We start from the raw sequence: 24725 nt of genomic DNA on the forward strand, positions 1-24725 counted from the left end.
GCACAACCCGTAAAGAATGCCGAATTTTGTGAAAGTTCGGCATTTTTGTTGTAGCACCTTTCCCGAATGGCAGAAACGATGGTTCGTTGAATAGTGCCGATATCTTAAAACACATGAAAATAACATTTACTTGTATTCTGGCTTTCTTCTTTTCTGCGGTTGCTTTCGCACAAAAGGGAGAAGTAATTGTAAACAAAGATCCGCTGATTGATAGTTTGATCGCTAAAAGAATAGAAGTTTACCGTTCAACTGGCGAGGTGAAATCCAATAAACCCATTGTATCTTCATTCGGTTACCGTGTTCAGATCTTTTATGGATCAGACCGGCGCGAAGTATTCAGTCAGCAAGCAAGATTTAAGTCGGGCTACCCGAAACTCAATTCTTACATAACTTACAAGGAGCCCAATTACTATGTACGCGTGGGCGATTTTCGTACACGTATAGAAGCACAACGTTTAATGAACGAGCTTCGCCCAACTTTTCCTACCTTATTCATTTTCAGGGAAAAAATCAATGCACCAATTTTAGATACCACAACCAATGATCAAAAATAAAATCAAAGAACTTGCTGCCGAGATATTTAATGAAATTGTATCTTATCGTCAGCATTTACATGCGCATCCAGAACTGTCTTTTAAAGAATTTGAAACGTCGTTATTTGTACAGGATAAATTAAAAAAATGGGGTATAGAGTTTAGCAGTTGCGCCAATACAGGTGTTGTAGGTTTAATTAAAGGAAACTTGCCTTCGGATAAAATCATCGCTCTGCGTGGCGATATGGATGCTTTACCTATTCATGAAGATAGCGATAAACCCTACCGATCAAAAAACCAGGGCGTAATGCATGCCTGCGGGCACGATGTACATACCTCTTCTTTATTGGGTACGGCATTTATCTTAAACCAGATGAAAGATGAGTTTGGCGGAACAATTAAGTTGATTTTTCAACCTGCAGAAGAACTGATTCCGGGTGGAGCAAGTATTATGATAAAAGAAGGCGTATTGGAAAATCCAAAACCGCAATACATCGTTGGCCAACACGTTATGCCAATGATCGATGCTGGTAAAGTTGGTTTTCGCTCTGGCATTTACATGGCATCTGCAGATGAACTGTATGTAACGGTAACCGGGAAAGGCGGCCATGGTGCGCAACCACATCAAAATATAGATCCAGTAGTAATCGCATCGCACATCATTATCGCTTTGCAACAAATTGTTAGTCGCAATGCAGATCCAAGGATTCCGTCTGTTTTATCTTTTGGAAAAGTGAATGCAAACGGGGCTACAAATATTATCCCGAACGAAGTTAAGATAGAAGGAACATTTAGAACATTAGATGAAGAATGGCGTGCAGATGCACATTTGCGCATGAAGAAAATGGCCGAAGGTATCGCCGAAAGCATGGGTGGAAGTTGCCATTTCGATATTCATAAAGGTTATCCGTTTTTAATTAATGAAGAAAAACTGACCGCCAATGCCAGAAGTTTTGCAGAAGATTTTCTTGGGAAAGAAAATGTAGTTGATCTGGATATTTGGATGGCTGCAGAAGATTTTTCTTTCTATTCTCAGGTTACAGATGCATGTTTTTACCGTTTGGGTACCGGCAATGCAGCAAAGGATACACAATACTCTGTACACACGCCAAAGTTTGATATTGATGAAGATGCTTTAAAAATATCTACAGGCTTAATGGCTTATATTGCACTAAAACAGCTGGGCAATTAAATCTATTTTCGCGCCAGATGTAAGTTCAATCGTCTGGCGCATTATTCAATTTGCATCATTTCTTTGTCTATCGGTTTTAAATGAAAAAAATAATCATTTGTATTTCTCTAGCTCTTTTTTTCTTTGAGGGCTATGCTCAAAAAATTGAACGTTTTAATCCCGATACGTTAAAAACAATCACTTTAGACTCGACCGTAAATATTAAAGCCGAGAAACTAAATGTTGAAACCTTTATCAATAAAATTATAAGCGACACGTCGTTTTATCAATCTTTTAGAGATATGAAACGATACAGTTTTATTGCAGAGAACCGCATTTTTACATACGACAAAAAAAATAAAGTAAGCGGAAAAATTTACCGGAAAATTAGGCACCGCAACAGTGGCCCCAATAAAATTGAATATCTGGTTAAACAAGATACCGGTAAGATGTTTAAAAAGAATGGCAAGTACCAACTGTACACCGTAGAAATGTTTGATTATATTTTTATGAACGCCTACAGTGCCGATTTTGTGCCGAATGCCCCAATGGATAACGGTAAAGGCGGCGGAACAAATGAAGGATATAAAGACAAGCTGAAAACCTTAATTTTTAATCCCGGCAGACCTGTAAAAGGGATTCCATTCATAGGAAGTAAGACAGAAATTTTTACGGCTAATATGAGGCAGTATTATGATTATAGTTTTGCTTCAGGAACCTACCTGGATTCTATTCCGGTTTATCGGTTTAAAGTTTTGGTAAAACCTGATTTAAGTAAGTGGACCAAAGACGGAATCATGATTAAAGAATTGGTGACCATTTTTGACAAAAGAAATTTCAATATTCTTGGCCGGTACGTAGATATGAAATACAGCAATATGCTGTTCGATTTTGATGTGCAGATGAATATAGAAATGGGTTACTTTGGCGATGACAAATTGCCAACTAAGATCACATACCAAGGCAATTGGAATATACCGTTTAAAAAAGAAGAACGTGCCAGTTTTATGGTGCTACATAAAGATTATCAGGTAGGGAAATAAGGTTGTCGCGTTAATTTTTTATCTTTAACTACACCCTAAATATCTCAATAATGAAAAATTTGTTTTCCCTAAAGTTTTTAATTCTTATTCCATGTTTAATTTTTTTAATGTCGATGAGTTATAAACCAAAACGCGTTATATTTTTCGGCGATTCGATTACTCAGCAAGGCGTTTCCAAAAATGGATACGTTACGTTAATTAAGAAAAGTTTAGATTCAACACAGTACGAGTTTTCTGGTGCCGGCATTGGCGGCAACAAAGTGTATGATTTGTACTTACGGATGGAAGATGATGTACTGAATAAAAAGCCGGATGTTGTGGTTATTTATGTTGGCATTAACGACGTATGGCATAAACAGTCCTCGCACACCGGAACAGATTATGATAAGTTTCTGAAATTTTATCAGGCAATGATTAATAAAATTCAAGGTGTGGGAAGTAAAGTAATTCTTTGCACCCCTTCGGTTATTGGTGAAAAGAAAAACGGCGGAAATGATCTGGATGCTGAACTCGATAAATACGCAGAAGGTATCAGACAATTGGCTGCTAAAAATCAATTGCCTGTTTGCGACTTGCGAAAAATTTTTACGGATTATGAACATGAAAACAACACCGCAGATGTTGAAAAAGGAATACTGACTGGCGATCGGGTACATTTGAATGAGAATGGAAATAAATTGGTTGCCGATCATTTATTGCCTTTAATAAAGTAAAAATTCGTCATTGCGAACGGAAGCGTTAGGTTGAGGATTGGAGTGAAGCAATCTTTGTGAAAAAGTCAGGCATGAGAGATTGCTTCGTCGTTCCTCCTCGCAATGACGGATTTTGTACTCTGTCGTCATTGCGAACAGAAGAAAATACTATTGAAAATTAAGAATGATAAATCGCGAAACGATAGATAAGATAATGGATACCGCCCGGATTGAGGAGGTAGTGGGAGATTTTGTGCATTTAAAAAAGCGCGGTACCAGCTTAATTGGCAATTGTCCTTTCCATGGAGAAAAGACGCCATCATTTCACGTTTCGGTAACAAAAGGTATCTACAAGTGTTTCGGCTGTGGAAAAGGAGGAGATTCTGTCCGCTTTATTATGGATCATGAAAAGTATTCCTATCCGGAGGCTTTAAAATTCCTTGCCAATAAATACAATATTGAAGTAGAAGAAGCCGAACTTTCTCCTCAAAATACTGAAGCGCAAAATGCCAAAGAAAGCCTGTATATTGTTTCACAGTTTGCGTCAACATTTTTTGTTAAACAACTTTGGGAGACCGACGAAGGGAAGGGAATTGGACTCAGCTATTTCAAGGAACGTGGTTTCCGGGAAGATATCCTTAAAAAATTTGAGGTTGGATACTCTCCCGACATTTGGGAAGCTTTAACCAATAGTGCGACAAATGCTGGGCACAAAATAGAGTTACTGGAAAAAACGGGTCTATCCATCAAAAATGAAAAAGGAAAAATATACGACCGTTTTCGTGGGCGTGTAATGTTTCCAATCCATAATTTTACAGGTAGAGTGATCGGTTTTGGTGGGCGAACACTAAAAACCGATAAAAATGTTCCTAAATATGTAAATTCACCAGAGAGCGAAATCTACCACAAATCGAATGTTTTATACGGTTTGTTTCATGCTAAAAAAGCCATTCGCGATCTGGATAATTGTTATCTCGCAGAAGGTTATGCCGATGTACTTTCGGTTCATCAGGCTGGCGTAGAAAATGTAGTCGCTTCGTCCGGAACATCCTTAACTACAGAACAGATCAAACTTATCGGGCGTTTTACTCAAAATATAACCATTCTTTTTGATGGAGATGCCGCCGGAATAAAAGCTTCTTTACGCGGATTGGATATGATCCTGGAAGAAGGTTTGAATGTGAAAATTGTTTCATTCCCCGATGGTCATGATCCGGATTCGTATATGCACCATGTAGGTGCGGGTGCTTTTAAATCGTATATAGAGCAAAACCGAAAAGATTTTATCCTGTATAAAGCAAATGTTCTACTTAAAGAAGCCGGCACAGATCCGATAAAACGTGCAGGTATTATCCGCGATATTGTTGAAAGTATTTCTAAAATTCCAGATCCGATAAAAGCGTCTGTTTTTGTACGTGAAAGCAGCAGTTTGCTCGAAATTGAAGAACGCATTTTATTAACCGAACTGAATAAAATGCGCGCCTCAAAAGGCAAAAAAAACTACGACAATAACAATAAAACAAATTATGGCAATCCGGCATTCGGTGGCGGACCACCAGAACCACTTGGTCCGCCAGATGATTTGTGGGACGATCAAGCCGGGCCAGGCGGACATACAGCAGCGCCTGTAGAAGCCGATGAGAATCAGGAAAAGGAAATCGTCCGGTTACTACTTGCTTACGGCCACGAGCTCGTGAACTGGGATAAAATAGATGATATGTATATCGGTTCTTTTGTGATGCAAAATCTTGCCGATGTAGAGTTTGAAAATAAAATCTGTAAACAAATTATCGACTATTACAAAAGCGAGATTGACAACGGACGATTGCCAACAGCGAATCATTTCATTAAACATCAGGATCGTGATATTGCAGATCTGGCGATTACGCTGTCTACATCGCCGTATGCGTTGAGCGAAAACTGGCTAAATAAACACCTTATTTATGTGAAAGATGAAACCATGAATTTAAAAGCGACAATTCTGGGCGGTATTTTTCACCTCAAAAAACGTAAAGTAGATAAGATTTTGGTTAATTTGCTCAAAGAGATTAAAGAAGAGACAGACGCCGATAACCAGATGATTTTAATGCAACGCTATGGCGTAATTAAAGGTGTAGAAAGAGAGATTTCGAAATTTCTGGGATCCGTTATCGTAAAATAGATTCGGTGTTTCCTCTCCATGATATTGACATTTTGAGTGAAGTTTAAGATGGCACAACACAATGAATTGGGTAAAAAAGGAGAAGAAATCGCCAGATTGTATTTAGAAAACCAGGGTTATGAAATACTGGATGAAAACTGGGTACATGGAAAAGCAGAAATTGATCTGATTGCCTATATCGATCGGAAAATAATTTTCGTTGAAGTTAAAAGCAGGACTTCCAGCGCTTTTGGTGAGCCAGAAGATTTTGTTAGCCTCGCCAAACAAAAACAGATGGAGATTGCTTCTCTTGCCTATATCGAATTGATGGATCATCAAAATGAAATCCGATTTGATATCGTCTCCATATTATTTAATAAAGAAAACCAATATACATTAAAACACATAGAAGATGCTTTTTGGCCACAAGATTAAAACCATAAAATACATTCTGCCAATTTTGGTAATCAGCGCAATTGCTGCGTGTAAGGATGATAAAGCAAGTACGTACAGAAGCTTTATTTCGCCGTTAATAGGACAAAATATTTCGTCAGGCAAAGCCTTTGAACTCAAGTTGCTGTTTGGTAGCGAAAAAAAAGTAGATTCTGTAGTTTACCTGATAGATACCACTAAAATTGCTTCTACAACCGACACAACATCGATAGAAGTAAAAACAAATGGCTGGAAACTTGGGAACCATTTGCTTACCGCCAGAATTTACTCCGGTGCAGAAGCAGATGAACTTACATCGAATATTAATGTACTTGCAGCAAACAGCCCGGAAGAATATACCTACAAAATCATAAAAACGCTTCCGCATGATACCGCTTCTTATGTAGAAGGTTTAGAATACCACGATGGTTTTTTATATGAAAGTGCAGGCGATTATGGCCATTCCAGTTTAAGAAAAGTAGAGTTGAACACTGGCAAAATTCTTCAGAAAACGGAATTGGATAAACAATATTTTGGAGAAGGAATGACTGTGGTAGGTGATAAAATTGTTCAGCTTACGTACAAAGAAAAGGTAGGTTTCGTGTACGATAAAAATACATTGAAGAAACAATCGGAATTTCCCTATACAGTGGGCAGAGAAGGCTGGGGGCTGGCTTTTGATGGAGAAAAGATCCTAACTACAGATGGTTCAAACACCATTTATTTTCTGGATAAAAACAACTATTCTAAAATCGGTTCAATTGATGTTTTCGATAACAAAGGTCAGATTGATAATCTGAATGAACTGGAAATTATAGAGGGTAAAATTTACGCCAATATCTACACAACCAATACAATTGTTATTATTGATCCTAAAAGTGGAGCTGTAGAAGGCCGGATTGATTTAAAAGGTTTATTGCCCGAAAATTATTTCCAGAATGAAGAGGCAAGGGCAAACAACGTTCTTAATGGAATTGCTTACGATAAAGCCGGCAAACGTTTATTCGTAACCGGGAAAAAATGGCCACATCTTTTTGAAATTCAGTTAATCAGGAAATAAAATAAAAAACCCAGCCTAAGCTGGGTTTTTTATTTAGTCTTTTTTGGCAGGTTCATCCAGATAGCCATTAAAAAAAATCGCTTGTTTATTTACGCTGCTTGCAGTTAAAGTTGCATAACCGGTAGTTGTAATGGTTAGCGTAAGCATATAATTTTCGCGCTTCAGATCTTTAGTATTCATCTGGATGGTATATGTTCCTTTTTTGTTTTTTGACTCTTTATAAGTGAAATCTTTCGAGGTAAATTTTATCCCACCTTCTGATGGGTTATAAGGCGCATTAAATGACCGACCGTAAAATGGTAGATACGCAACCAAACTATCTTTGGTTACTTTAAGATCGTATTGCTGTCCGCTTAAATTGATTACAGAACCACCGGTTGATCCGGGCATTCGGTTTAAAATAGCACTAACATCATTATTGGATAAAGGCATTGCAGAATTTGCAACAAAAGTATACTGTTTATCCTGTACAATTCTGGAAGTAGTTTGGACATCTGTTTGTGCAAAAGTATGCGCAGCAATCAGAATCAATGCTATGCTGAATAGAGATTTTAAATGTTTCATCGTGTTGCTTTTTGTTTATAACAAAGTAAAGATGCCGAGGTTCTTTAAATTCCATAAGAGATTCTTGCCCGGAGCATAAATTTACTGCTTTGTATCCAAATTACGGCAGGATGAGGTTCCACTCATCTCACACCATAAAAAAAAACCGCCACAACAGAAGTTATGGCGGTTTTAATTGCAATTAGTCGATTTTAATTAAAATCCGTTGCTTTCAATTCAGAATTTACTTTAATATCCTTAACAACGATATTTAAAGTTTGAGAACCCATTTGGCTTTGCATGGTTTGCGTTATAGCAAATGGAAACATAACGTCACCAACTTTCTTATAATCTGCAAATTCGAAAATCTGAGTGATTTCTGTGCCTTGCTGATTCATTGTTCTTTCCTCTTTAAGCAATAAACCAGATCTGGCACTGAAGTATTGAACTTTCTTCTTGCCGCTAACTTGTGTTACTACAACTTTATATGCTTGTTCTGTACCTAAAGTAGTGGTTCCGGCAAGTTCCGTTTTTGTGCCATCAGTAGCATAATCTAAAATACTAAATATTCTTTTTTCTGTTTTTGCCTCTGCGGTATCATCTGCACCAAGTTCTTTTTTCTGTCCGCCTTGCATCATGTAACCAGTTGTTCCATTAAATACCTGCTTCATAACGGTCTGTCCCATCATGCTCGCTTCTGTGCTACTTAAATTAGGTGCCAGTTTTTTGGTGCTTAACGCCAATTTTGCTCCTTGTACTTCAGCTTCTGCAGTTTGGTTTATAGAATTTACTTTTTTCAAAGCAGCTTCTCCGCCAAGTGCGGTAATATAATCTGTAAATATTTGATTCACCGTTTTAGTTGGTACAGCAGAAGTACTGGTTGCTTTTACCGGACTTGCATAATTGTCGAACGGTAAAACATTAAAACCAGATTTTTTAAGTCCGGCAGTAAATGCATCGGTATTTCCAACAACTACAACACGCGTATTGTCATGATTGAAATATTTTTTGGTTACACGTAAAATGTCATCCGTTGTTACGGCATTAATTTTTTGAAGATACGTGCGGTAGAAATCTTTAGGCAAACCATTGATGAGAATGCTGCTGGCAAAAGAAGCCGTTCGTGCCGGATTTTCCAGTCCCAGTGCAAAAGATCCGTTATATAGATTCTTCGCATTTTGTAGTTCTTCAGCAGTTACTTTTTCTGTGCGGATTTTATTGATTTCGTTTAGAAATTCAACAACTGCGCTATCCACTTTCTCATTCCGAACGGCTGCTGTTGCAGAGAATGTAGATTGAAAACGCCCGGCACCAGCGCTAGAATATGCGCCATAAGTAAAACCATGCTTTTCGCGCAGATTTAGGAATAATCTGCCATCAGAACCACCACCTAAAATTTGATTGGCCAATAATACCGCAAAATAATCTGGATTGCTCATGGGCAAATCAATCAGATTCACTACTGTGATTTCTGATTGTACGGCGTTGCTAACGTTTACGACATCAACTTCAGTTTTTGCTGGGTTGTTTACCTTCGCCAAAGTTGGCAATGTTAAGGCTGTTCCTTTCCAATCGCCGAAGGCTTTTTCTGCCAATGCTTTTGCATCTGCAGGTTTAATATCACCAACAAAAGTTAAATATCCTCTTGACGGTGTGATGTATTTTTGATAAATGGCTTTAACATCATTCAACGTAATACTGTTGATAGACGCCTCAGTTGTAAACTCACCTGATGGATGATTGATTCCATACGTAAGCGCATTAACCACGCGGGAAGAAATTGCTTTCGCACTTTTCTCATTCGATTTCAGTCCGGTTAAAGTTTGAGATTTTAATTTCTCAAATGAACTTTCCGGGAACGACGGTTTGCGTATCGCTTCAGCCATTAAGGCGAAAGCCTGCGGAAAATATCTGGTTAAAGCAGATGCAGAACCGCCGCGTGCAGATGCACCAACATCTGCGCCAAGTTGGTCTACAGCTTCATCAAATTGTGCTTTAGTTTTGGTGGTTGTACCTTCATTTAACATACTGCCCATTAAACTTAGTACACCAGCTTTAGAGCCTTCGGTAATTGGACCCGCGTCAATACTATAACTGGCAGATACTTTTGGCAATTTATGGTTTTCTACAACCAGAACTGTGATGCCATTGGCCAGCATATATATTACAGGATCACCAATGGTGATTACAGGCGCTGGTCCGGGTTTGGGTTGATGTGTACGATCTATGGTTTGTGCTGAGATACTTTGGGTACATAAAGCAACTGCAGCGATAAAAAATAATTTTTTCATGATGTTGATAATTGATATGAATGCAAACAGTTGTTATTTCTTTGGTAAGTAATACAATACCACGCGTTGATTTTTATTGAGATATTTTTTGGCAACATCTCTTATTTCTTCGCGGGTAATGGATTTTATTACATCCAGTTCTTTATTGATATCGTCTGTATCTTTATGATGGAAAGTATAGCCATTAGCTAAATTTTCTGCCACGCCCAACATTTTACTGTTTGCACTTACATAACTGTTTTCGAATTGATTCTGCAGTTTTTTGTATTCTGTTTCACTAATCAGGTCGGTTTGTAAACGGACAACCTCTGCATCAATATCTGTTAATAGATCATTTAACGGAGTGTTTTTGTTCGGAAGTGCTAAAGTGATATATGCGCCATAATCTTCAAGAGAATAGTTGAATGCCGCCACCTGAAGTGCGGTTTTCTTTTCATCAACCATTTTGGTACTCAATCTGGAGCTGCCACCACCAGACAAAATTGTACTGATCATGCCCAGAACTTTACTGTCTCGGCTTTCCATACCAGGAACACGATAAGCAGCAAAGATGGCCGGAATCTGAATATTTGCATCGTAAGCGGTGTCAATAACTTCTTTGGTTATTGGTGCAAGGTCATATTTTTTGTGTTCAACTGGCGCACCTTTTGGCACTTCAGAAAAATAAGAATTTACCAGGCCTTTGGTTTTACTTACATCAATATCACCTGCGATGGTTAATACGGCATTATTTGGTACGTAATATTTTTTAAAGAAAGCGATAAACTCTTCCAGCTTTGCAGCATCTAAATGTTCCATTGAACCAATTGGTTGCCAGCGATACGGATGACCATCAAACAAGTGGGTAAATATTTTTTCGGTAAATTTCCCGTAAGGAGAATTGTCTATACGCAATCTTTTTTCTTCTTTAACCACTTCGTTCTGTGTTTTTACACCTTGTTGGTTAATTACAGGATGCAACATTCTTTCGCTTTCCAGCCATAAACCCAATTCCAATTGATTAGATGGGAAAACCTCATAATAAAAGGTTCTGTCTTGCGAGGTGTTGGCATTGTTTTGTCCGCCGTTGCTGCTCACAATTTTCATGAACTCCCCTTTTTTGATATTGTCAGTACCTTCAAAAAGAAGGTGCTCAAAGAAATGCGCAAAACCGGTGCGTTGGGTTTCTTCGTTTTTAGAACCTACGTGGTACATTACAGAAACCGCAACAACAGGTGCGCTTTTATCTTGATGGAGAATTACATGCAGACCATTGTCTAAATCGTATTCTGTAAATTGTACTTTCTGGGCAAAAGTACCGATACAAAATCCGGAGAGGGCCATTGTTAAAAGGAATTTTCTTTTCATTTTGAATAAAAGATATAGTTAATATTTAGTCTGAAAGTAACTATTTTATTAGTTCCTAAATTAGACAATATGTTACAAAAAAGGCGAACAATCGTTCGCCTAAGAGTTTTTTTATGTGTTTTGAAGATTATCTCCAGTTTTTGTATTGGTTAATTAAACCGTTGGTAGAAGAATCATGACTGGTTACATCGTTATCTCCTTCCAATTCTGGTAAGATTTTCTTTGCAAGTTGTTTGCCCAGTTCTACACCCCATTGATCAAAACTAAAGATGTTCCAGATTATACCTTGCACAAAAATTTTATGCTCGTACATGGCTACTAAACTACCCAACGTGTAAGGTGTTACCTTTTTAAGTAAAATAGAATTGGTTGGCCTGTTGCCTTCGAAAACTTTAAATGGTGCTAGCGTTGCAATTTCCTCATCAGATTTTCCGTCTTTTTTCAGTTCTGCGGTTACTTCTTCATCGGTTTTACCATTCATTAAAGCCTCCGTTTGTGCGAAGAAATTAGACAATAAAATTGGATGATGATCGCCAAGTGGATTTAAACTTTGTGCCGGTGCGATGAAATCTGCCGGAATGATACGTGTACCTTGATGAATCAGCTGATAAAAGGCATGTTGGCCATTTGTACCAGGTTCACCCCAAATGATTGGTCCGGTTTCATAATCTACCTCATTGCCATTCCGGTCTACATGTTTTCCGTTACTTTCCATATCGCCCTGTTGAAAGTACGCCGCAAAGCGATGCATGTATTGATCGTAAGGTAAAATCACCTGCGTTTCTGCATTGTAAAAGTTGATGTACCAAACGCCAAGTAAACCCAAAATTACCGGAATATTGCTTTCAAATTCTGCTGTTTTGAAATGATTGTCTGCTGCATGTGCGCCGGCAAGCAATTGTTTAAAATTATCGAAACCGATGCTTAATGAAATAGATAAGCCAATTGCACTCCAAAGCGAGTAACGGCCGCCTACCCAATCCCAAAATTCAAACATGTTTTCTGTATCAATTCCAAATGCAGAAACATCTTTTGCATTTGTAGATAAAGCAGCAAAGTGTTTTGCAATATCCGCTTCCTGAGCGCCACTATCTAAAAACCATGTGCGTGCAGAATGTGCATTGGTCATGGTTTCCTGAGTGGTAAAGGTTTTAGATGCGACCAAAAATAAAGTAGTTTCGGCATCCAGATTTTTAAGTGTTTCCGCAATATGCGTACCGTCAATATTGGATACGAAATGGATATTCAGGTGGTTTTTATAGTGTTTTAACGCCTCGGTAACCATCACCGGACCCAGATCTGATCCTCCGATACCAATATTCACTACGTCAGTAATTGCTTTACCGGTGTAACCTTTCCAGCTTCCGGAGATAATGGCGTTACTGAATTTTTCCATTTTAGCCAACACAGCATTAACTTCTGGCATAACATCTTTTCCGTCAGAAAAAATTGGTGTGCCACTTAGGTTACGTAAAGCAATATGAAGTACGGCGCGGTCTTCAGTTTCGTTGATTTTATCGCCAGAGTACATTGCTTTTATCGCTTCATCCAATTTACACTCGCGTGCAAGTTGCATGAGTAAAGCAAGCGTTTCATCGTTGATCCTGTTTTTGCTGTAATCCAGTAGAATATCTTCGAAAATGAGCGAAAATTTATTGAAACGGTCCGCATCATCAGCAAATAAATCTTTAATACTTTTCTGATTGATGTCAATAAAATGGTCAGCCAAATACTTATAGGCTTCAGTTTCTGTGAAATTTATTTTAGGCAACATAGTTTTCAATTTTTGTAAAAGTAATAAAGGGAACGTTTACTTCTGTCTTTTTAATGTTCAAAAATTATTAAAGTAAAGTTGGTTTCGTTAATCCATTTGGATTGCTCAAACTGTTATTGCAATTTATTTTCTATTTTTATAATCATCTCAACCTAAACTCACCTACATGAAGAAAATTTACCTTTCGCTATTGTCTATAATTGCGCTTCAATCTTTCGCACAAAAATCTGATTTAAGAACTTCAGTTTCCAAAAAGGCCGATGCTTTAGAGCAGAAAGTAATATCCTGGCGGCGAGATTTTCATGAACATCCTGAGCTTGGAAATAACGAATTTCGTACCGCAGGAATAATTACCAAACACCTGCAGTCATTGGGGATAGATGTGCAAACAGGAGTCGCAAAAACCGGAGTGGTAGGTGTATTGAAAGGTGGTAAACCAGGGCCCGTTGTTGCACTCCGTGCAGATATGGATGGTTTACCCGTCACAGAAAGGGTTGATGTTCCTTTTGCATCTAAGGTAAAAACCCAATATAATGGACAGGAGGTAGGTGTCATGCATGCTTGTGGCCATGATAGTCACGTTGCCATCTTGATGGGGGTGGCAGAAGTGTTGGCTTCGATGAAAAAAGACATTCAGGGAACAGTAAAGTTTATTTTTCAGCCCGCAGAAGAAGGCGCACCAGAAGGAGAAGAGGGCGGAGCGGCACTGATGATTAAAGAGGGGGTGCTGGAAAATCCAAAAGTTGATGCAATATTTGGCCTTCACATTAATTCTCAGACGGCAGCAGGCGATGTGACATACAAACCCGGCGGCACAATGGCTGCTGTAAATGATATGAAAATCACCATCAAAGGAAAACAGGCCCACGGCGCATATCCCTGGAGCAGTATAGATCCAATTGTGATTTCCGCACAAATTGTTAATAATCTGCAAACCATCGTGAGCAGAAATCTGAATGTTACAGAAAATCCCGGCGTGGTTACCATTGGTTCCATTGTTGGAGGTGTACGCTCAAATATTATTCCTGAGAAAGTTGAAATGCTTGGTACAGTGCGCAACTTTAGTGCAGAAGATGAGAAAATGTTCATCAACCGTATTAAAACTATCGTAACTAAAACTGCCGAAGCTGGTGGCGCTACTGCCGAAATTAAAATTCCCTACAGCAACCATTACCCGGTTACTTTTAATAATGTTCAGCTGACAGAAAAAATGCTGCCAAGTATGCAGGCAACTGCTGGGAAAGCGCATGTAAAACTCAGACCTCCGGTTACAGGTGCTGAAGATTTCTCATTCTTTCAGGAAAAAGTACCGGGATTGTTTGTTTTTCTTGGTGGAATGCCAAAAGAACAAAATCCGCTTCAGGCTCCGTCACACCATACGCCGGATTTTTACCTGGATGAAAGTGGCTTCATTCTTGGAGTTAAACTGCTGAGCAATTTGACGCTGGATTATATGGCATTAAAGAAATAAGTCTGCAGCCATGTAGACATTCGTAGTAAAAGCCGAAATTCTATATATTTGCATTTATGACCAAAGAGCAATTGCAGGATTTAAGGGACAGAGTAGAGTCCCTGAGGAGGTATCTTTGACGTTGAAGAGCTCCTTTATGAAATTCGGGAAGAAGAAAAACTGACCATGGCCCCCGATTTTTGGGACGATCCAAAAAAAGCCGAAAAAATACTCGCGCAAATTAGCAGCAAAAAGAAATGGACTGATGGTTTTACACAAACCAATAGTGCAGTAGAAGATGCTGTAGTATTGTATGAGTTTTTTCAATCCGGAGATGCCTCGGAAGCAGAGATGGAAGATCAGTTCGAGATCAGTAAACAAGCTGTTGTAGATCTTGAACTTAAAAATATGCTGCGCAATAAAGAAGATCAGCTTTCTGCCGTAATGCAAATTACTGCAGGAGCCGGTGGTACTGAAAGTTGCGATTGGGCAAGTATGCTGATGCGAATGTATTTAATGTGGGGCGAGAAAAACGGATATAAGATTACCGAACAAGATAGTCAGGAAGGTGATGTTGCCGGTATTAAAACCGTAACGCTTCAGTTTGACGGGGAATTTTCTTATGGATATCTGAAAGGCGAAAACGGTGTTCATCGTTTGGTGCGAATTTCTCCATTTGATTCTAACGCACGCAGACACACCTCTTTCGCTTCTGTTTATGTATATCCTCTTGTTGACGACAGTATCGAGATTGATATCAATCCCGGAGACATTGAATTTGAGACATTTAGAGCTGGCGGTGCCGGCGGACAAAATGTAAACAAAGTTGAAACAGCAGTTCGTTTGTATCACAAACCATCGGGTATTATAATCAAAAATCAAGAATCACGCTCGCAGCTGCAAAATAAAGAAAATGCAATTCGCCTGTTAAAATCGCAATTGTATGAGATCGAAGAACGCAAACGCAATGAAGCCATTGCGGCGGTAGAAGGTTCTAAAAAGAAAATAGAGTGGGGTTCGCAAATTAGAAGTTATGTTTTGGATGATCGTCGCGTTAAAGATCACCGCACAAATTTCCAGACATCTAATCCGGATGCAGTTTTGAATGGCGAGATTAACGATTTTTTAAAAGCATATTTAATGGAATTTTAAGTTTAAATTATGGTAAGGACAATTCTTTTTTCTCTCTTTTTATTTATGGCATCACAATCTAATGCGCAGCAAATCATCCCCTTGTACGCGAATGATGTGCCAGGTGCAAAAACCTCTGAAACCTATAAAGAGAAATCTGATACTGGTGGAGATGGTGTAGAAAGAATTTCAAAAGTAACTGTCCCTACCTTAACCTATTTTCCGGCGCCAGCCGATAAAGCTACCGGAACAGCTGTAATTATTTGTCCGGGCGGTGGATATTCCATTCTGGCAATTAACCATGAGGGATACAATGTTGCCAAACGTTTTAATGAAATTGGTGTTGCAGCATTTGTATTGAAATATAGGTTGCCGAGCGATGAAATTATGGCAGATAAAACTTTTGCTTTATTGCAAGATGCTCAGCAAGCTATTTATCTCGTGCGTAGAGATGCCCGGAAATATGGAATTAAAACAAACAAGATTGGCATAATGGGCTTTTCTGCCGGCGGGCATTTTGCGTCTACTTTACTCACCCATTACAGTGATGTGAAAATTACAGAATCGAAAAAAATTAGTTTAAGACCTGATTTTGGTGTATTGATTTATCCGGTAATTAGTTTCGAAGAATCTGTGCACACCGGAACCATGAAAAACCTGTTGGGTCCAAATCCTTCAGATTCATTAAAACATTATTTTTCGGCCAATCAAAATATTACCAAAAAAACACCGCCAACGTTTTTGGTGCACGCCAAAGACGATAAAACTGTTCCGGTTGCAAACAGTATTTTGTTTAATGATGCGCTTAAAAAAGAAAATGTAGCTACCGAATTGTATTTGTATGAAAATGGCGGACATGGTTTCGGACTTAAAAACAAAACCTCTGATGTAGATTGGTTTAATTTGTTAAGTGCCTGGATGAAAAAAGAAAACTTCTAATCCATGCGGAAAAAGAAATTTTTGCTACTTATCTGATGTTTTAGATGCTTTTATTGTCAAATCAATAGCATCTAAAAGGCCATCTGTATACGTATCATCATTTAATTCCCAAAACATAATGCCATTTAGCTTATTATCAATTACATAATTGGTTTTGAAGGCAAGAGATTTGGCATCGTCAAAAGATGCTATGGTTTTGGTTTCCGCATTATAAAAATATGGTGCTTTGGCTACATCATCCCAATAGTATTTGAAGCCTTTTTCAGTAGAAAAATCCTTTGTGAAATTACGAAATGACGTGCCGTAAGAGTATTTTGTGGGTTGATAAAGTCCATTGTTGGATTCAGTAGTGTTGGTGAAAACCTTTGCGTAAAATGCGGCACCCAAAGCAATTTTAGCTTTTGGAACACCATATGCAATCATTTCTTTAATGGCATAATCTGCAGATAATTTTTGCTCAGGAGTAGAGAACAAAGGTGTATGATGTCCGCTTATTGTTGCATATCCATTGACCAAATCGTAGCTCATAAGGTTAACCCGATCTACCAATGGCATAACTTTTTTCCATTCAAAACAAGAATCTATACAGTTTTTACTTCCGCCTGCAGCAAAACTAATTTCAGCTTTTTTACCAAGCGTTTTGCGCAACTCTTTAATTAAAGCTGTAAAATGGAATTTGTCTTCTACAGTATAAAGATGGCCTGGATAACCTTCAACTGCAGGATATTCCCAATCGATATCAATCCCATCGGCATGAAAAAAATCAAGTAAACTTTTAGTTGTTTTGGCAAAGGTTTCGCGCCCCTTCGCGCGGCTAAATACCTCAGAACAATTTGGGCAAGCGCTCCAGCCGCCCATGGCCAACATAATTTTTAATTCAGGATTTCTCTTTTTCAGGCCAACCATTTGAGCAATCAATGCAGAATCTTTTGCGGTATGAATATACATACTATCACCTTTTAAATGCCCGAAACTGTAAATCAAATGGCTCAATTTTTCTATCGGATATTTATCAATTTCGGTTCCATTTCCTGTATAATAGGCAATTACATTTGGTTTGGAAGTTTGTTGTGCATGCGCAGGAGTATCGAAAATTAAAATAAAAGACAGTAAAGCAATTACGGTTGAAATAGAAAAGTGTGGGATGATTTTCTGCACGATTGATGATTTTGAAAGGGTGTATTTTAAGCAATAATTTCTTGAAGGAGGTTCAGTTCGGCAACTTTATCTGTTGCGCCTGCATTTTCGTACGCAGAAACCAGATTTCTTATTACACGGCGAATAATATCTGTATTGGTACATGGACGATAATATTCTGGAATTGCTTCAAGATTGAGCTGTCTAAGAAATTGATCCACATCATGTTTGCCAAAAATATTACCGCGATTAAATGCATTGATGTAAAAAAGAACACTATAATCATTTGGATCTTGTTTACTTTCATCCGTATATCCTAAAATGAAATGCTGAGGTAAATTGATACCATAAATGGGTAAATCCAGTTTTTGTGCAAGTGTAGAGTAAATAATGGCCAAAGAAATCTGGTTGCCTTTTTTACTTTCTAAAACCTGACTGATATATGAGTTTTGCGGATCGTGGTGGTTTTTGGTATTTCCGCCAAAACCATGTTGTTGGTATAAAACATGGTTAATCAGTTTGACCTTTTCTACAGAACTCATTTCATACTGTAAACCCATCCAGATATCGCGTTTTATTTCTTCAATTTGATTGATTACTTTTTGCTCGTCAAGGTCTGGATATTGATATCTGTTAATAATCATAGCGCCTTGAAGCAAATCAAAAGCACCGCTCAGATACCATAATTTTAAATCTTCTTTTACATTGTTGAATTGAATCTGGTGTACAATATTTTCAATACGCTCTTGCAATAAGCTATCAAAAGATTGTTCCCAGGCATTTTCCAGAAAAGAAATTACTTCTCCACCATATTCCAGCAATTTTTTTTCTACGTGATGATATACTTCTTCATCCGGATCATCCAATAACCTAACTAATGCACCAATCTCTGTGTTATTCTCCATAAAAATGTATTCCTTTAACGGGTTTGCTTACTTTTGCAAAATGCATTTTCAATTTATTGCTGATTATTTAAAACATCGGTTAATTGCCAACAACAGACATGGAACACATTCGCCATTTGTTTATTCATTAGCCGATGAGGTAATTTACGATTTTAGCCATAAACCTGAATATAAAAGTATTGAAGCACTACGAAAAAAACTTTTGAATGACGATTCTGGTATTCTATTGAAAGATTTTTTACCTGATTCAGGATTTCCGCCCAAAAAAAACTATAAGATATCGCGCTTGTCCAGGTTTCTAATGAATACATCTAAAATAGATCAATTATTGTTCCGCATTATTCGGGCAGCGCAAACTGAAACCACATTTGAAATGCAATCTAATTTTGGAATTACAAGTGCTTATCTGGCTGCGGCAAAACCATCATCAAAAGTTGTTGCGATAGAAAGCGAAGAAGTACTGCGCGAAATTGCCACTAGAAATCTTCAATCTCTAAAAATTGAAAATGTTCAACAGTTGCCAAATGGATACACTTTAGAGAGTACTTTAACGAACATTTCGAAACTCGACGTGCTTTACATCCACGCTAAAAACTCTGCGATTGATATATTTCGTGAATTTGAAATGTGTTTGCCAAAAATACACGTCAACTCATTTTTGATTTTTGATCACATTTATGCAAATAAAAATCGGAAGGCGTCATGGAGTGAAATTAAAAACCATCCGCAGGTAACGGTTACAATTGATCTTTTCTGGATTGGCCTGGTTTATTTTAGAAAAGGTCAGGCTAAACAGCATTTCAAATTAAAGCTGTAGTTTCTCCCGCTGGTTTGTGAGAAATGGGCTAGAAGTTTGTTTACGGCAGTGTTTTTACTCTGCTGGATTTTGATACAATCGAAGCGTTATTTACGCACGCATTAGAAACGAGCGCAAGAAGATAGAAAGCTGTTTGCAAGAATATTTTATTGCGAAAGCTTTTATAATGGAAGTGCTACTTATGCACTTGTCAATTTCTACTAACACATGGAAATTTTTTGGGCTGTATTTCCTTTAAGACTGAGATAAGAATCTAGCAGGTTGCGCATTCTACCGGAGCATCATCGGAGATTAGTCGGAAATTCATCGGAGTTTGTTCGGGTTGAGCCGATTAAACTTAGTTCTTAATCCGATTTATTCCAATATTAATTCATTAGACAATCTTAATCTGTAATAAATTTTTCTCCATAAGTTTAAATGCATTGATTTTAAATGCTTTACTTTATAACTTATTTTTTAGTTTTAAAACTGAAAAATAAGTTATACATTTGGGTATGGAAGAATTAACTAAGTCAGAAGAACGCATAATGCAGGTTTTATGGAAGCTCGAAAAGGCATTTGTTAAAGATATCATCGAACAGTTAGAAGAAATTCCCAAACCACCTTATAATACGATTTCCTCGATCGTTAGACTGCTAGTGAAAAAAGGTTATGCAACATATAAAGCTTACGGAAAAACGTATGAATATTATCCGGCTGTTGCCAAGGCAGATTATGCAAAAACCAGTTTCTCGAAGTTGTTTTCTGGTTATTTCGATAACTCGCCTAGTGATCTGTTATCTTTTATGGTAAACGAAGAAAAATTAAGCGAGAAAGATATCGAAGAATTAAAAGCATTAATTAACCAAAAATAGTAGTTATGGAATGGATCAACTATTTGCTTAAAGTGAGTATCTGCAATGCCGTTTTTTTTGCATTTTATCTTCTTTTTCTTAGAAAACTTACTTTTTTTAAAGTGAGCCGTTTTTATTTGCTTGCCACATTGTTGCTAAGTTTTACAATTCCGGCATTGCAGATCAATCTTCATCGGGAGGTTAATGTTAAGTCAATTGTCGTAGAAAAAAGAGAAAAAACAATTGCGATAGATGAATCAACTAAACCTTTAGATAAAAAGGTTTTTCAGCAATTGGTGCAGAAAACGGAATCATTTAACTGGTTTTCAATATTGACTTGGGTTTACACTTTTGTTGCCTGCGTTCTCCTTACCATAGCTTTATTCAGGCTTTCTCGCTTACTTAGTTACTTAATAGGTAGCAGTAAAAATATAGACGGATTGAAAATAATAAATAAAACTTCTGGTTTTACCAATTGCTCATTCTTCAGTTATGTATTTGTCAATAAAAATAGTTTAACCAAAGATGAACTTATGATCCTAATAAGGCATGAAAAAGTACATGCCGAACAGTTTCATTCTCTAGACAAATTGATTTTGCTCCCGGTGAAAATCTTATTGTGGTTTAGTCCGGTAATTTACTTTTATGACAGTGCCTTGGAACAGGTTCACGAGTATGAAGCAGATGAAAAAACGGCTGCTGATTTTGGTAGTCAGAAATACGCTAATTTATTGTTGAAGCTGGCTGTTGAGCTTTCTGGAGTTTCTTTCGTCCATAATTTAGTTAAGAGTCCAATTAAAGATCGAATTAAAATGTTGTTTAATGATAAATCTAATAAATCCAAGAAAATGAGTTATTGGGCGGCATTTCCTTTGTGCTTTGTGCTGGTTTGGTGGTTTAGTGTACAAATTGTATATGCTCAGAAAACAGAGAAGTTTTTGAATGGCGAACTACATCTGGGAAGAGAACTTGTAAATGAGCCATCAAATTCTAAAAATAGTAATAGTATTGACGAAAGCAGATTCCAAAATAAGAGCTCTGTCGGGGTTTCTTTCAAAGGAAAACCTTTAACAGTAACTGAAGAAAAACCAGAATTCCTTGTACAAGATAAAATTGATACTTCAAAAGTATCTAAAGTCGCGGTGTTTAAAATCATTTCTTATACTCATTTGGAAGGAAATAAGCAAAGCAGTAAGTTTTATATGGAAAATGCTGTCGTCGATTTTTTCGCAGGACTGTTGAAAGCGGAGTATGTGGAATATGATCGAGCAGACAGTACTATCGTAGCCAAAAAGGCAAGCCTACTCAAAAATGGGAACCTTATCAAAGCAGATCAAATGAATTTCAACTTTGCCAGGCAAACAGTTGGCTTAATTAACGATGGTGAACAGCAGGGTAAGGTTTTTCAGTATCGTGCAGATACCGTTCGTTTTAGTAAAGATAAATCTCAAATCATGCTACTTGGACGTGCGCAACTGACCACGGATAAAGGAATTACAAATGCTGATAAAATTGTTGTGAATACAAAGGTAGATCCAAAGACTGGAAAAAGTATTATCGATCTGATCCGGTTTGAGGGTAATATAAAAGGGAGTTTGAATAATTAGAAACTTCGCGCAAGCATAATTACTTTCCCGTTCGTTTATACCGAGTGGGAAAGTAGTTTATCGTTAAAAACGAGGATTAAATATTTTGTACTTTTAGGTTTCGATACAATCGAAGAGTTATTTGTGCGCTCGGTATAAACGAGCGCAAGCCTTATAGTTTTTCTCCCGCTCGTTTATACCGAGTGGGAAAGTAGTTTATCGTTAAAAACGAGGATTAAAGAAACCTGCACATTTAGGTTTCGATACAATCGAAGAGTTACTTGTGCGCTCGTTATAAACGGGCGCAAGCCTTATAGTTTTCTCCTGCTCGTTTATAACGAGTGGGAAAGTAGTTTATCGTTTGAAACGAGGATTAAAGAAACCTGCACTTTTAGGTTTTGATACAATCGAAGCGTTATTTGTGCGCTCGGTATAAACGGGCGCAAGCCTTATAGTTTTCTCCCGCTCGTTTATACCGAGTGGGAAAGTAGTTTATCGTTTGAAACGAAGATTAAAGAAACCTGCACATTTAGGTTTCGATACAATCGAAGAGTTACTTGTGCGCTCGTTATAAACGGTCGCAGTTTCTATTATATTGCATAAATTCTACCTAAAACGCCTCAGCTAAACTGATATATGCACCACTTTGACGAGGTTCATTTGCCCTTTTCTCACCAATACCATAATCTAACCTAACACTTAAGCCCTTTGCCGGATCGAAAAAGTAGCGGATACCCGCGCCATAATTGGGTTTAAACGTATCCATGGCGAAAGCCGAATGTCCCCAAACGGTACCTGTGCCAGCAAAAAGTACTGCACCAAAACGATTGTTGTAGCGGTAACGAAGTTCTGCCTGTGCGGCCAATAAATTTTTATCACGGTAGCGACCAGCATAATAACCACGCATCAAAGCATCACTACCCAATTGTTGCAGCATGTAAAAAGGGGTATCTTTACTTTGTATGGTAGAATAAAAGCCTTGTGCAGCCAGAACAAATTTTGGCCCAACCGTCCAGAAGTTCCTTAAATTTAATTTAATCTGGCTTCCATTAAAATTATCTCCACCGAAAAAATCAGGCGCATACTGATATGTAACCCGTCCAAAAAAACCTTTAGTCGGGTAATTGTTAGAGTTACGTGTATCATAACTTTGGGAAAGCCCTACCAAAATAACGTTTCCTCCGGTTCTCCCTAAAATTCTATTGTCTTGATCGAAAATTCCTCCTGCAGTGCGGTCTTCAAATTGGTAATCCTCAAAACCTAAGGAAATACCGGAGTAAGCATTTTTTACAAAAGTTTTTTCCAGATCGAACGCAAGTTTTATTTGTTCTTGTACCAAGGGATCTTCATCGGCATTATATGTGTTATTGCCCAGCCCGTAAAAATCAAAAGGCATTCTTCTAAAGCGAATTTCAGTAATTGCGTGATACAGATTTCCCCTGCTCCAGGCATCGCCTTTAATCGTCAGGTTATATGTTTTTTTAGTAGAATAAGAAGCTGCACCGTAAAAATTAGAACTCCGGTTGGTTGTATCTTTCCGGTCTACAAAAAAAGAATACAGAACACCGACCCCCAATTCGAGACCCGTTTCTTGAGCATATCCAAAAACGGGAATGGGCATGAAACTGGCCTTACGCGTAGTATCTTTCGTGTTTGAAAGCATTTTTCTGATCAATTTCATCTGTGCCTGTCCGGTCAGCGAAATTGTACAAAGAAAAAGAAAAAGAGAAATACGTTTCATGCCGCAAAGAAAAGGAAATTTAATGATAGGTAAATTGAATAATTGTCTTAATTATAAAAGTCTATGCTTTTATATCTGATGAAGTATTGCCAGCAATTTGTAGAGTTAAACAAAAAACCGCTATTTTTGCGCCAAACAATATAAAAGGAAATGAGCAATACTAGAGGACCAATTTCTCAGTTTATGGAGCGCAATTATCTCCATTTCAATGCTGCAGCTATGATGGATGCGGCTAAAGGTTATGAATCGCATTTGGACGAAGGTGGTAAAATGATGATTACCCTTGCCGGTGCAATGAGTACAGCTGAATTGGGTATTTCACTTGCAGAAATGATTCGTCAGGATAAAGTGTCAATTATTTCTTGTACAGGAGCAAACCTTGAAGAAGATATTATGAATTTGGTGGCGCACTCTCATTACAAACGCGTGCCTAATTATCGTGACCTGAGTCCGCAGGACGAATGGGATTTATTAGAGAATCATTATAATCGTGTTACAGATACTTGTATTCCGGAAGAAGAAGCTTTCCGTCGTTTGCAAAAACACATCCATAAAATATGGAAAGATGCAGACCGCAGCGGCGAGCGTTATTTTCCACATGAGTTTATGTACAAAATGCTTTTAAGCGGAGATTTGGAACAGTATTATGAAATTGATCCAAAAAATTCATGGATGTTGGCAGCAGCAGAGAAGAATTTGCCAATTGTAGTACCGGGATGGGAAGATTCTACTATGGGTAATATTTTTGCCTCTTATGTAATGAAAGGTGAACTTCAGGCTACCACAATGAAAAGCGGAATTGAGTATATGGGTTGGTTGGCCAACTGGTATATTGCCAATAGCGAAGGTAAAGGAATTGGATTTTTTCAGATTGGTGGCGGTATTGCCGGAGATTTCCCGATTTGCGTTGTTCCGATGTTGTATCAGGATATGGAAATGGAAAACATTCCGTTCTGGAGCTATTTTTGTCAGATCTCAGATTCTACCACGTCTTACGGTTCATATTCTGGCGCTGTACCAAACGAAAAAATTACCTGGGGTAAATTAGATATACATACACCTAAGTTTATTGTAGAAAGTGATGCAACGATTGTAGCACCTTTGATGTTCGCTTGGATATTAAAACAATAATTATATATTAGGTTTAGACCTTCGAGAAT

The 24725-nt window shown here is 37.8% G+C and carries 21 protein-coding genes; 14 read left to right on the forward strand and 7 right to left on the reverse strand.

Annotation, left to right across the window (positions count from 1 at the left end; all coding sequences use genetic code 11):
• The first annotated feature begins 113 nt into the window (after window positions 1-113).
• The 7 genes from ACJVDH_RS01565 to ACJVDH_RS01595 all read left to right on the forward strand — a co-directional run bounded on the left by ACJVDH_RS01565 (window position 114) and on the right by ACJVDH_RS01595 (window position 7071).
• On the forward strand, window positions 114-554 hold the full coding sequence (locus ACJVDH_RS01565; RefSeq protein ID WP_443945820.1) for an SPOR domain-containing protein: 441 nt from the start codon (window positions 114-116) through the stop codon (window positions 552-554).
• A complete protein-coding gene (locus ACJVDH_RS01570) occupies window positions 541-1725 on the forward strand; it encodes a M20 metallopeptidase family protein (protein ID WP_443945821.1) in 1185 nt (394 codons plus the stop codon). The genes ACJVDH_RS01565 and ACJVDH_RS01570 overlap by 14 nt, the downstream gene beginning before the upstream one ends.
• Before the next feature lie 80 nt (window positions 1726-1805).
• Window positions 1806-2747: a hypothetical protein gene (locus tag ACJVDH_RS01575; RefSeq protein WP_443945822.1), complete on the forward strand. Its 942-nt coding sequence runs from the start codon at window positions 1806-1808 to the stop codon at window positions 2745-2747.
• Window positions 2748-2860: 113 nt separating this feature from the next.
• Complete coding sequence (locus ACJVDH_RS01580) at window positions 2861-3460, forward strand: SGNH/GDSL hydrolase family protein (protein WP_443945823.1); 600 nt, start codon at window positions 2861-2863, stop codon at window positions 3458-3460.
• 163 nt (window positions 3461-3623) lie between these two features.
• Window positions 3624-5600 (forward strand): DNA primase, encoded by a 1977-nt coding sequence (gene dnaG, locus ACJVDH_RS01585; protein WP_443945824.1) that lies wholly within the window; start codon window positions 3624-3626, stop codon window positions 5598-5600.
• 48 nt (window positions 5601-5648) lie between these two features.
• Entirely contained in the window at window positions 5649-6014 is a 366-nt protein-coding gene (locus tag ACJVDH_RS01590; protein ID WP_443945825.1) for a YraN family protein, read from the forward strand.
• Window positions 5992-7071, forward strand: a complete 1080-nt coding sequence (locus ACJVDH_RS01595; RefSeq protein ID WP_443945826.1) for a glutaminyl-peptide cyclotransferase — start codon at window positions 5992-5994, stop codon at window positions 7069-7071. Before ACJVDH_RS01590 ends, ACJVDH_RS01595 begins: the two co-directional genes overlap by 23 nt.
• Before the next feature lie 33 nt (window positions 7072-7104).
• Here the strand turns inward: ACJVDH_RS01595 and ACJVDH_RS01600 are convergent, their stop codons facing one another.
• From ACJVDH_RS01600 to pgi, 4 genes are all read right to left on the reverse strand, one after another.
• Window positions 7105-7635: a DUF4251 domain-containing protein gene (locus ACJVDH_RS01600; protein WP_443945827.1), complete on the reverse strand. Its 531-nt coding sequence runs from the start codon at window positions 7633-7635 to the stop codon at window positions 7105-7107.
• Between the two features lie 191 nt (window positions 7636-7826).
• Window positions 7827-9905: an insulinase family protein gene (locus ACJVDH_RS01605; protein ID WP_443945828.1), complete on the reverse strand. Its 2079-nt coding sequence runs from the start codon at window positions 9903-9905 to the stop codon at window positions 7827-7829.
• Between the two features lie 33 nt (window positions 9906-9938).
• On the reverse strand, window positions 9939-11252 hold the full coding sequence (locus ACJVDH_RS01610) for a M16 family metallopeptidase (RefSeq protein WP_443945829.1): 1314 nt from the start codon (window positions 11250-11252) through the stop codon (window positions 9939-9941).
• Window positions 11253-11379: 127 nt separating this feature from the next.
• The gene (gene pgi / locus ACJVDH_RS01615; RefSeq protein ID WP_443945830.1) at window positions 11380-13026 is read right to left on the reverse strand and encodes a glucose-6-phosphate isomerase; all 1647 of its coding nucleotides are present in this window, start codon (window positions 13024-13026) and stop codon (window positions 11380-11382) included.
• A 166-nt stretch (window positions 13027-13192) separates the two neighbouring features.
• On the opposite strand from pgi, the gene ACJVDH_RS01620 reads away from it, so the two are divergent.
• From ACJVDH_RS01620 to ACJVDH_RS01630, 3 genes are all read left to right on the forward strand, one after another.
• Window positions 13193-14497, forward strand: coding sequence for an amidohydrolase (locus ACJVDH_RS01620; RefSeq protein ID WP_443945831.1), 1305 nt, complete (start codon window positions 13193-13195; stop codon window positions 14495-14497).
• A 56-nt stretch (window positions 14498-14553) separates the two neighbouring features.
• Window positions 14554-15628 (forward strand): peptide chain release factor 2 gene (gene prfB / locus ACJVDH_RS01625; protein ID WP_443945832.1). Its coding sequence is split into 2 segments (ribosomal slippage): window positions 14554-14613 and window positions 14615-15628, totalling 1074 coding nucleotides; the frame shifts between segments, so codons are not numbered across the junction.
• A gap of 45 nt (window positions 15629-15673) precedes the next feature.
• Complete coding sequence (locus ACJVDH_RS01630) at window positions 15674-16546, forward strand: alpha/beta hydrolase (protein ID WP_443945833.1); 873 nt, start codon at window positions 15674-15676, stop codon at window positions 16544-16546.
• Window positions 16547-16570: 24 nt separating this feature from the next.
• Here the strand turns inward: ACJVDH_RS01630 and ACJVDH_RS01635 are convergent, their stop codons facing one another.
• Both ACJVDH_RS01635 and ACJVDH_RS01640 read right to left on the reverse strand, forming a co-directional pair.
• Window positions 16571-17704, reverse strand: a complete 1134-nt coding sequence (locus ACJVDH_RS01635) for a glycoside hydrolase family 18 protein (protein WP_443945834.1) — start codon at window positions 17702-17704, stop codon at window positions 16571-16573.
• A 26-nt stretch (window positions 17705-17730) separates the two neighbouring features.
• Complete coding sequence (locus tag ACJVDH_RS01640; RefSeq protein ID WP_443945835.1) at window positions 17731-18588, reverse strand: transglutaminase-like domain-containing protein; 858 nt, start codon at window positions 18586-18588, stop codon at window positions 17731-17733.
• Window positions 18589-18628: 40 nt separating this feature from the next.
• Between ACJVDH_RS01640 and ACJVDH_RS01645 the strand changes: the two genes are divergently transcribed.
• The 3 genes from ACJVDH_RS01645 to ACJVDH_RS01655 all read left to right on the forward strand — a co-directional run bounded on the left by ACJVDH_RS01645 (window position 18629) and on the right by ACJVDH_RS01655 (window position 21845).
• Complete coding sequence (locus tag ACJVDH_RS01645) at window positions 18629-19405, forward strand: SAM-dependent methyltransferase (RefSeq protein WP_443945836.1); 777 nt, start codon at window positions 18629-18631, stop codon at window positions 19403-19405.
• A 494-nt stretch (window positions 19406-19899) separates the two neighbouring features.
• Window positions 19900-20259, forward strand: a complete 360-nt coding sequence (locus tag ACJVDH_RS01650; RefSeq protein WP_443945837.1) for a BlaI/MecI/CopY family transcriptional regulator — start codon at window positions 19900-19902, stop codon at window positions 20257-20259.
• 155 nt (window positions 20260-20414) lie between these two features.
• Window positions 20415-21845, forward strand: coding sequence for a M56 family metallopeptidase (locus tag ACJVDH_RS01655; RefSeq protein ID WP_443945838.1), 1431 nt, complete (start codon window positions 20415-20417; stop codon window positions 21843-21845).
• 589 nt (window positions 21846-22434) lie between these two features.
• Here ACJVDH_RS01655 and ACJVDH_RS01660 read toward each other — a convergent pair.
• Entirely contained in the window at window positions 22435-23565 is a 1131-nt protein-coding gene (locus ACJVDH_RS01660) for a BamA/TamA family outer membrane protein (RefSeq protein WP_443945839.1), read from the reverse strand.
• Window positions 23566-23715: 150 nt separating this feature from the next.
• On the opposite strand from ACJVDH_RS01660, the gene ACJVDH_RS01665 reads away from it, so the two are divergent.
• Window positions 23716-24696: a deoxyhypusine synthase family protein gene (locus ACJVDH_RS01665; protein ID WP_443945840.1), complete on the forward strand. Its 981-nt coding sequence runs from the start codon at window positions 23716-23718 to the stop codon at window positions 24694-24696.
• Window positions 24697-24725: the final 29 nt, after the last annotated feature.

This window comes from Pedobacter terrestris (genome assembly GCF_052343045.1).
In the GTDB taxonomy this organism is placed as follows: domain Bacteria; phylum Bacteroidota; class Bacteroidia; order Sphingobacteriales; family Sphingobacteriaceae; genus Pedobacter.

Bases quoted from the DNA above. Each gene is read 5' to 3' on its own strand.
- ACJVDH_RS01565 (WP_443945820.1), top strand. From the start codon at position 114: ATGAAAATAACATTTACTTGTATTCTGGCTTTCTTCTTTTCTGCGGTT.
- ACJVDH_RS01640 (WP_443945835.1), bottom strand. From the start codon at position 18,588: ATGGAGAATAACACAGAGATTGGTGCATTAGTTAGGTTATTGGATGAT.
- dnaG (WP_443945824.1), top strand. From the start codon at position 3,624: ATGATAAATCGCGAAACGATAGATAAGATAATGGATACCGCCCGGATT.
- ACJVDH_RS01610 (WP_443945829.1), bottom strand. From the start codon at position 11,252: ATGAAAAGAAAATTCCTTTTAACAATGGCCCTCTCCGGATTTTGTATC.
- ACJVDH_RS01590 (WP_443945825.1), top strand. From the start codon at position 5,649: ATGGCACAACACAATGAATTGGGTAAAAAAGGAGAAGAAATCGCCAGA.
- ACJVDH_RS01650 (WP_443945837.1), top strand. From the start codon at position 19,900: ATGGAAGAATTAACTAAGTCAGAAGAACGCATAATGCAGGTTTTATGG.
- ACJVDH_RS01645 (WP_443945836.1), top strand. From the start codon at position 18,629: ATGCATTTTCAATTTATTGCTGATTATTTAAAACATCGGTTAATTGCC.
- ACJVDH_RS01660 (WP_443945839.1), bottom strand. From the start codon at position 23,565: ATGAAACGTATTTCTCTTTTTCTTTTTCTTTGTACAATTTCGCTGACC.
- ACJVDH_RS01600 (WP_443945827.1), bottom strand. From the start codon at position 7,635: ATGAAACATTTAAAATCTCTATTCAGCATAGCATTGATTCTGATTGCT.
- ACJVDH_RS01630 (WP_443945833.1), top strand. From the start codon at position 15,674: ATGGCATCACAATCTAATGCGCAGCAAATCATCCCCTTGTACGCGAAT.
- ACJVDH_RS01570 (WP_443945821.1), top strand. From the start codon at position 541: ATGATCAAAAATAAAATCAAAGAACTTGCTGCCGAGATATTTAATGAA.
- ACJVDH_RS01595 (WP_443945826.1), top strand. From the start codon at position 5,992: ATGCTTTTTGGCCACAAGATTAAAACCATAAAATACATTCTGCCAATT.
- ACJVDH_RS01580 (WP_443945823.1), top strand. From the start codon at position 2,861: ATGAGTTATAAACCAAAACGCGTTATATTTTTCGGCGATTCGATTACT.
- ACJVDH_RS01575 (WP_443945822.1), top strand. From the start codon at position 1,806: ATGAAAAAAATAATCATTTGTATTTCTCTAGCTCTTTTTTTCTTTGAG.
- ACJVDH_RS01620 (WP_443945831.1), top strand. From the start codon at position 13,193: ATGAAGAAAATTTACCTTTCGCTATTGTCTATAATTGCGCTTCAATCT.
- ACJVDH_RS01605 (WP_443945828.1), bottom strand. From the start codon at position 9,905: ATGAAAAAATTATTTTTTATCGCTGCAGTTGCTTTATGTACCCAAAGT.
- pgi (WP_443945830.1), bottom strand. From the start codon at position 13,026: ATGTTGCCTAAAATAAATTTCACAGAAACTGAAGCCTATAAGTATTTG.
- ACJVDH_RS01665 (WP_443945840.1), top strand. From the start codon at position 23,716: ATGAGCAATACTAGAGGACCAATTTCTCAGTTTATGGAGCGCAATTAT.